A 7023-nucleotide genomic window follows, 5' to 3' on the forward strand; every position below is an offset into this window, starting at 1 on the left:
GAGCCTCCTCATGCGCGCCACCGCGCCCGATCCCCTTGCCGATGCTCTCGATCGCCTGATCGAGCAGCGCAGTTTTGACATTCACTTCCAGCCCCTGGTCGCCATCGACAGGGCTGACATCTTTGGTTTCGAGGCGCTGACCCGCGCGCCTGCCGACGGCCCGCTGCATTCGCCCCTGGTGCTGTTCGAGGCCGCCGCCCGGCTGGGCCGCCTCGTCGAGCTGGAACACCTCATCATTCGCCGCGCCATCCAGCGCTTCAAGGCCCTGGGGCTGCCGGGCCAGCTCTTCCTGAACGTGACAGCCGACACCCTGCTCGGCGCGCGTGAGCATGCCGGCCTGCTGGCGGCCGAGCTGGCCGAACTCGGCCTGCCGACCTCGCGCGTCGTCATCGAGCTCACCGAAACCCGCCCCATCGAGGACCTGGCCCAGCTCGACGATGCGCTGCAGGCGCTGCGCGACCTCGGCTTTCGTGTGGCGCTGGATGACCTCGGCGAGGGCTTCGCCTCGCTGCGCCGCTGGATGGAGATGCGGCCGGACTTCGTCAAGATCGACCGCCACTTCATCGACGGCATCGCCCAGGAGCCGCTGAAGCAGCAGTTCGTGCGCTCCATCGTCGAGATGGCCGCCACCAGCGGCTGCGAAGTGGTCGCCGAGGGTCTGGAGCAGGAGCCCGACCTGGACGTGCTGCGCCGGTTGGGGCTGACCATCTGCCAGGGCTATCTGTTCGCTCGCCCAAGCGCGGCGCCGCGTGCATCCCTGAGCGCGCAGTGGAGCGGGCGCCTGGCCGCCGACGCCCAGCCGCGCCTGCTGCAGAACGACCTGGCCCTGCCACTGGGCCAAGGCGCCATCAGCAGCGCCGCGCAGCTGGCCCGCCGCAGCCTGACCGTCACGCCCGAGACCAACTGCCGCAGCGTCGTCGACCTCTTCCACCGCGACGAGCAACTGCTCGCCATCCCCGTGCTGGACGCCCAGCAGCGGCCGATTGGCGTGCTGCGCTCCCTGCATGTGCTCAAGCGCAGCACCGAGCGTTATTTCATGGACATCTTCGACAAGCGCAGCTGCGTCGAGCTGATGGACGCCAACCCGCTGGTGTTTGACGTCAGCACGCCGCTGCGCGCAATGAGCGACGCCATGGCCAACCTCGACGAGCGCTTGCTGGTCGACGGCTTCATCGTCACGCGCGACGGCTGCTACCTCGGCTCGGGCCGCAGCTCCGACCTGCTCAAGGCCGTGTCCGACCTGCAGGTGCATTCGGCACGCTACGCCAACCCGCTGACGCTACTGCCCGGCAATGTGCCCATCGACAACCACCTGGACCGCCTCATCGAGGCGGCCGAGACTTTTGCCGCGGTGGTGTGGGACATCGACCACTTCAAGCCCTTCAACGACGTCTACGGCTACCGCATCGGCGACGACATCATCCGCCTGGCAGCCCGCGTGCTGACCCAGGCCGCCGACCCGCAATTGGACTTCGTCGGCCACATCGGCGGCGACGATTTCGTCATGGTGCTGGGCAGCACCGACTGGGAGGACAGGCTCACCCGCGTCTGCCAGGCCTTCGATGCCGGCGTGCGCAGCTTCTTCTCCGCCGAACACCTGACCGCTGGTGGCTACATCACGCTGAACCGGCAGAACCAGCCCAGCTTCCACCCGCTGCCCACCATCTCGGCCGGCGCGGTACTGCATCTGCCCGGCAGTTTCGACAGCGCCCACGCGCTGAGCGCCGCCCTGGCCGAACCCAAGCGCGTCGCCAAAGGGCGCGCCGGCGGCAGCCGCTTTTTTGTCGACCGCCGCACGCCGCAGCGCGCCCTGCTTGCGGCCTGAGCTTTTTCCGCCACCAGCAACTTGCGCTTGCGCTCACGTCAGGGTCAGGGCCACCGGAAGGCCGCTTGAGCAGGAGGGGTGAGAAGCGCTTCCTACAATGGCGCGGTGAACCTCGACCCCACCCTGAACGCCGACCTGCACTGCCATTCCGTGATTTCGGATGGGACGCTGACGCCCGAGGCCCTGGCCGAACGAGCCAAGGCGGGCGGCGTGGCGCTGTGGTCGCTGACCGACCACGACGAGATCGGCGGCCAGACCCGCGCCATCGCCGCGGCACGGGCGAACGGCCTGGCCTACCTGACCGGCACCGAGATCTCGGTCAGCTTCGCCGGCCGCGTCGTGCACATCGTCGGCCTGGGCTTCGACCATGAGGCGCCCGAAATCATCGAGGGGTTGCGCGCCACCCGCGGCGGCCGCGAACCGCGCGCCCGGGAAATGGCTGCCGGCCTGGCCGAGGTGGGCATCCACGGCGCCTTCGAGGGCGCGCTGAAGTACGTCGGCAACCCTGACCTGATCTCGCGCACCCATTTCGCGCGCTTCCTCGTCGAGGCCGGCCATTGCAGCGACATTCCCGAGGTCTTCCGCCGCTTCCTGACCGAGGGCAAGCCCGGTTTCGTGCCGCACAAGTGGGCGGCGCTGAAAGACGCAGTAGGCTGGATCACCCGCGCCGGCGGCGTCGCCGTCATCGCCCATCCGGGCCGCTATGGCTTCACGCCGACGGAAGAGTACGCATTGATCACCGAGTTCATGGCCCACGGCGGGCGCGGCATCGAGGTCGTGACCGGCAGCCACACACCGGCGGAGTTCGTGCAATACGCCGATACAGCCATCGAGTTCGGCCTGCTGGCCTCGCGCGGCTCGGACTTCCACTGCCCCGAGGAAAGCCGCATCGACCTGGGCACGCTGCCCGCACTGCAGGGCCGGCTGACGCCGGTCTGGGCCGAGCTAGCCGATCGAATCCACCAATAACCCTAGCGGTTCGCGAAACCGCGGGTTTGCCTCGATAGGCCTCATCGACAACAGCCGTTGACAATTGTTCGTCAACAAACGTTGTCGTTCATGAGCACCATCTCCGACGCCGAATCGCAAATCATGCGCGCCCTCTGGGAGCGCCACCCCCTCAGTGCCGATGACATCCTCGCTGCCCTTCCCGTCGAGGACGGCTGGCAGCTGGGTACCGTCAAGACCCTGCTGAACCGCATGCTCAACAAGGGCGCCGTGCAGGCCCAGCGCGACGGGCGCCGCTACCTCTACAAGCCGCTGGCGGCCCGCGAGGACTGGGAACAAGGCGAGTCCCTCAACCTGCTGGACCGCGTCTTCGGCGGGCGGCTGTCGCCCCTCGTGGCGCACTTTTCCGCCCAGCGCAAGCTGAGCCGCGAGGACGCCGAGGCGTTGCGCCGCCTGCTGCAGGAACACGATGATGCTGCCTGAGGCCTGGATCGCCACGCTTTGGGAAGCCCACACGGGCTTCACGCTCGGCCTGCTCGCCGTGCTGTTGCTGCGCAAGCCCTGGCGCCGGCTCGCGGGCGCCCATGCGGCCTGTGCGCTGTGGCTGCTACCGCCGTGGCTGGCCCTGGTGGCACTGCTGCCGTCGTCGGCTGGCCTGCCGGTGCTGGCGCTGCCAACGCTGGCCGTGCCGCCGCCCACCCCCGTCTCCGCGCTGATCGGGCTGCCCGCCGCACCCTCAGACGGCTGGCGGATCGGTTGGCTGGACCTGTGGCTGGCCGGCGTCTTCACGGTGGCCTTGGTGCAGACCGCCAGGCATCGCCGCTACCAGCGGCATCTGCTGGGGCGCGACCGCAGGTCCTGGCTGGCGCCGCCGGGCGATTCCCCGGGCCTGCTCGGCCTCTGGCGCCCTCGGCTGGTGCTGCCCTTGGACTTCCGCCAGCGCTTCGGCGCCGACGAGAGGCGCTGGATCGTGGCCCACGAGGCCGCCCACGCCCGCCGCTTCGACAACCCGGCCCGCCTATTGGCCGCCGTGCTGGCCGGCCTGGCCTGGTTCAACCCGCTGGCCTGGGTCGCCGTCACCCTGCTGCGCCACGACCAGGAACTGGCCTGCGATGCCGCCGTCATGAGGCGCTACCCCGGCAGCTGGCGCCGCTACGGCCTGGCCATGCTCAAGCTCGACGGTGCGGCCAGCCTGCCGCCCGCGGCCTCGGCCTGGGGATCCCCTCACCCGTTGAAGCAGCGGATCACGCTGCTCAAGCAATCCGCCCCCGGCGCCGGGGCTCGCCGCGCGGCCCGCCTGGCCTTGGTGCTGTGCGCCGTGACGGGCTTTGGCGCCGTCCAGGCGCTGAACGACGCCATCGTCATCCTCCCCAAGCCCAAAATCTATCGCACGGGGCTTTCGGACCTGACGCCCGTGGGCATGAAAGCAAAGCTGTTCGAGGCCTGCCCGCAGATGCCGCAGCCTCCCGACACCCCATGGCAAGGGCTACCCAAGGGCCAGCACATGGTGGACGTGCAGTTCAAGGTCGGCCAGGACGGCCGTGCACAAGCCGTGAAGGTGCTCGCCAACCCGCTGCTGGCCGAATGGGGCCGGCAAACGATAGAGGGCTACGGCTGCAAGCCGGAGTGGGCCGGCGCAGAGCTGGAACAGCTGTTCGAGCTGATCATCGACTGACACAACGCGCTGCGCCGATGGCGCAGCAGCCAAGGGAGAAAGCACAACATGAAGATTCATTGCCTTGCGATCCTGCTGGCAGCGGGCATGGCGGTCGGAACGGCCGGGACTGCGCAGCCGGCGACGGGTCAGGTCCCGAGCGCTATGCCGTCAAGGCAGGGCCTCGATGCGGCGACCAGGCGGGGCGTCGTCGACGAAGTCGCCAAGCTCATGACCGATGAGTACGCATTCCCGGACGTGGGGCGTCGCGCGGCGAGCGCCATCTCCCAGAAGCTCGCGGCGGGCGACTACGACACTGTCACGGACGCAGGCGACTTTGCCCGGCGTTTGACTGAGGACCTGAACGCCGTCGCACAGGACAAACACCTGCGGGTGCGCGGAGATGGGCGTGGCCCCGGTTCCGCCGAGCGGCGCGCGAAGCCGCAACGCAGCGAGGGCGGCTTCACCCGCGCGGACGTGCTCGACCAGAACATCGGCTACGTCGACCTCAGTGGCTTCCTGCCGAAAGCCCAGTTCAAGCCGGTGGCGGACAAGGCCATGCAGTTGCTGGCGGGCACCGATGCCTTGATCATCGATCTGCGCGGCAACGGCGGCGGCGACCCGGCCGCTGTGGCCTATTTGGTGAGCTTCTTCCTGGATCCGAAGACTCCGGTCCATGTCAACGACCTGCTGTGGCGCAAGCCTGGAACTGACGACTACCGGCGCGATGTGTTCCGGACCGAGGCGACCCCGTCCAGTTATCTCGCCAGGCCCGTCGTCATCCTCACCGGGCCGGGCACCTTCTCGGGCGGGGAGGAGTTCGCGTACGACATGCAGAACCTCAAACGCGCGACGCTGGTGGGGGAAATCACGGGCGGCGGTGCCAACCCGGGCGGTCCTCGATCTCTGCCCGCGGATCTGTCCATGTTCCTGCCCACCGGCCGGGCGGTGAATCCGATCACGCAAACCAGCTGGGAAGGTCGGGGCGTCGCGCCCGACATTCCTGCGGCGTCGGCCATGGCCTTCGCCGCCGCTTACCAGACCGCGCGCAAGGCCGCAGGAAGGAACCCGCCCCTTGGCGCGGCCCCGTCCGGCCCCGATGAAGTGATGAGCCGTCCCCTGTTCAGGCCGCGATCGACGGCCCAGCCCGGCAGCGAGGCGGCACTCAGGCGCAGCGCGGCAGAGCTTCGGGCGGGCGCGCCACGCTACGACCTGCTGAGTCCGCAACTGGCAGAGTTGACACGCCATCAACTGCCGGAGCTCCAGGCCGAGGTCGCCGCGCTGGGGCCGTTGCAGAGCGTGGCCTTTGTCGAGGTGGGACCGATGGGAGAGAGCGTTTACGACGTGAAGTTCGCGAAGGGGCAATGGCGCTGGGGCATCCTGCTCGACGACGAGGGCAAGACCATCATGGCCTTCTTCCATCCGAAATAGGCTGCTGACACCTGTTCCCTTTCCATCTGAACCCGCGATCGCAAGCTAACCGGGCCAGCGGACGCAAAATGCCCGCATGGCCCAGCTCTTCGAAGTCCACCCCGACAACCCCCAGCCGCGCTTCCTGCGCCAATGCGCGCAGATGCTGCAGGCCGGCGGCATCGGTGCCGTGCCGACCGACTCCAGCTATGCCTTTGTCTGCCACCTCAACGACAAGGGTGCAGCCGAAGCCCTGCGCCGCGTGCGCGGCGTGGATGACAAGCACCACCTGACGCTGCTGTGCCGCGACCTGTCGGAGCTGGCCACCTACGCGATGGTGGACAACCGCCAGTACCGGCTCCTCAAGCTCGCCACGCCCGGCGCCTACACCTTCATCCTGCCGGCCACCAAGGAAGTGCCGCGCCGGCTCTCCCACCCGAGCCGGCGCACCATCGGCCTGCGGGTGCCAGAGCACAAGGTCCTCCAGGAGCTGCTGGCCCTGTTCGGCGAACCGCTGCTGTCGACGACGCTGATTCCGCCCGGCGAGACCGAGCCGATGAACGACGCCGCCGACGTCTGCGCCCGGCTGGACCGCCAACTCCAGTTCGTGCTGGACGCCGGCGCCTGCCCGGCCCAGCCGACCACGGTGCTGGACCTGAGCCAGGGCGACGAGCCCGTGCTGGTGCGCCAGGGGCGCGGCGAGTTGGGCCGGCTGGGCCTGCAACTGGACTGATGCCGCTGCGCGGGATTTCCCCGCAGTTCATCCGCCGCGCCTGCATTTCATCCGGCGGCTCTCGCGCTTGATCGCAGCGGCCTGGAAGGGCGCGGGCTCATTGCCGAAACTGACTCCATCGAACAAGCAATCACGCGGTTCGAAACCCACCGAACGGAGTCCATCATGAGCCTGCAAACTGCCTTCACCGCCGCCGTCCTTGCCTTCTCCGCCATTGCCGCCCAGGCCGCCCCGCAGCCCACCGTCAAGCTGGAACGCGTTGTCGTCACCGGCAAGGCCGTCCGCGCTGAAACTCAAGTGATCGCCCAGCTGCCGCGCGTCGTCGTGACCGGCTACGCCCAGCGTGAAGTGGCTCAACTGCCTCGCGTCGTGGTCATCGGCTTCAGCGAAGCCACGCTGGCCCGCCAGACCCTGGCTGCCGCCAAGACCACCGCAAAGCGCGGCTGAGCCGGG

The 7023-nt window shown here is 68.8% G+C and carries 7 protein-coding genes; all 7 read left to right on the top strand.

Annotated elements, in window-relative coordinates; translation table 11 throughout:
• Nucleotides 1-10: 10 nt before the first annotated feature.
• The 7 genes from ACXJLH_RS09075 to ACXJLH_RS09105 all read left to right on the top strand — a co-directional run bounded on the left by ACXJLH_RS09075 (nucleotide 11) and on the right by ACXJLH_RS09105 (nucleotide 7017).
• Complete coding sequence (locus ACXJLH_RS09075; RefSeq protein ID WP_457443544.1) at nucleotides 11-1825, top strand: bifunctional diguanylate cyclase/phosphodiesterase; 1815 nt, start codon at nucleotides 11-13, stop codon at nucleotides 1823-1825.
• 105 nt (nucleotides 1826-1930) lie between these two features.
• Complete coding sequence (locus ACXJLH_RS09080; RefSeq protein ID WP_457443546.1) at nucleotides 1931-2794, top strand: 3',5'-nucleoside bisphosphate phosphatase; 864 nt, start codon at nucleotides 1931-1933, stop codon at nucleotides 2792-2794.
• 90 nt (nucleotides 2795-2884) lie between these two features.
• Nucleotides 2885-3256, top strand: coding sequence for a BlaI/MecI/CopY family transcriptional regulator (locus ACXJLH_RS09085; RefSeq protein ID WP_457443548.1), 372 nt, complete (start codon nucleotides 2885-2887; stop codon nucleotides 3254-3256).
• Nucleotides 3243-4448 carry a M56 family metallopeptidase gene (locus ACXJLH_RS09090; protein ID WP_457443550.1) on the top strand — a complete coding sequence of 402 codons (1206 nt, stop codon included), beginning with the start codon at nucleotides 3243-3245 and terminating at the stop codon, nucleotides 4446-4448. Before ACXJLH_RS09085 ends, ACXJLH_RS09090 begins: the two co-directional genes overlap by 14 nt.
• Before the next feature lie 48 nt (nucleotides 4449-4496).
• On the top strand, nucleotides 4497-5858 hold the full coding sequence (locus ACXJLH_RS09095) for a S41 family peptidase (protein WP_457390218.1): 1362 nt from the start codon (nucleotides 4497-4499) through the stop codon (nucleotides 5856-5858).
• A gap of 76 nt (nucleotides 5859-5934) precedes the next feature.
• On the top strand, nucleotides 5935-6570 hold the full coding sequence (locus tag ACXJLH_RS09100) for an L-threonylcarbamoyladenylate synthase (protein WP_056198614.1): 636 nt from the start codon (nucleotides 5935-5937) through the stop codon (nucleotides 6568-6570).
• Nucleotides 6571-6735: 165 nt separating this feature from the next.
• A complete protein-coding gene (locus ACXJLH_RS09105) occupies nucleotides 6736-7017 on the top strand; it encodes a hypothetical protein (protein ID WP_457443552.1) in 282 nt (93 codons plus the stop codon).
• The last annotated feature ends 6 nt before the right edge of the window (nucleotides 7018-7023 follow it).

This window comes from Roseateles sp. P5_E4 (assembly GCF_054049255.1).

Coding starts and splice junctions, on each gene's coding strand:
- ACXJLH_RS09085 (WP_457443548.1), top strand. CDS start 2,885: ATGAGCACCATCTCCGACGCCGAATCGCAAATCATGCGCGCCCTCTGG.
- ACXJLH_RS09105 (WP_457443552.1), top strand. CDS start 6,736: ATGAGCCTGCAAACTGCCTTCACCGCCGCCGTCCTTGCCTTCTCCGCC.
- ACXJLH_RS09075 (WP_457443544.1), top strand. CDS start 11: ATGCGCGCCACCGCGCCCGATCCCCTTGCCGATGCTCTCGATCGCCTG.
- ACXJLH_RS09090 (WP_457443550.1), top strand. CDS start 3,243: ATGATGCTGCCTGAGGCCTGGATCGCCACGCTTTGGGAAGCCCACACG.
- ACXJLH_RS09100 (WP_056198614.1), top strand. CDS start 5,935: ATGGCCCAGCTCTTCGAAGTCCACCCCGACAACCCCCAGCCGCGCTTC.
- ACXJLH_RS09095 (WP_457390218.1), top strand. CDS start 4,497: ATGAAGATTCATTGCCTTGCGATCCTGCTGGCAGCGGGCATGGCGGTC.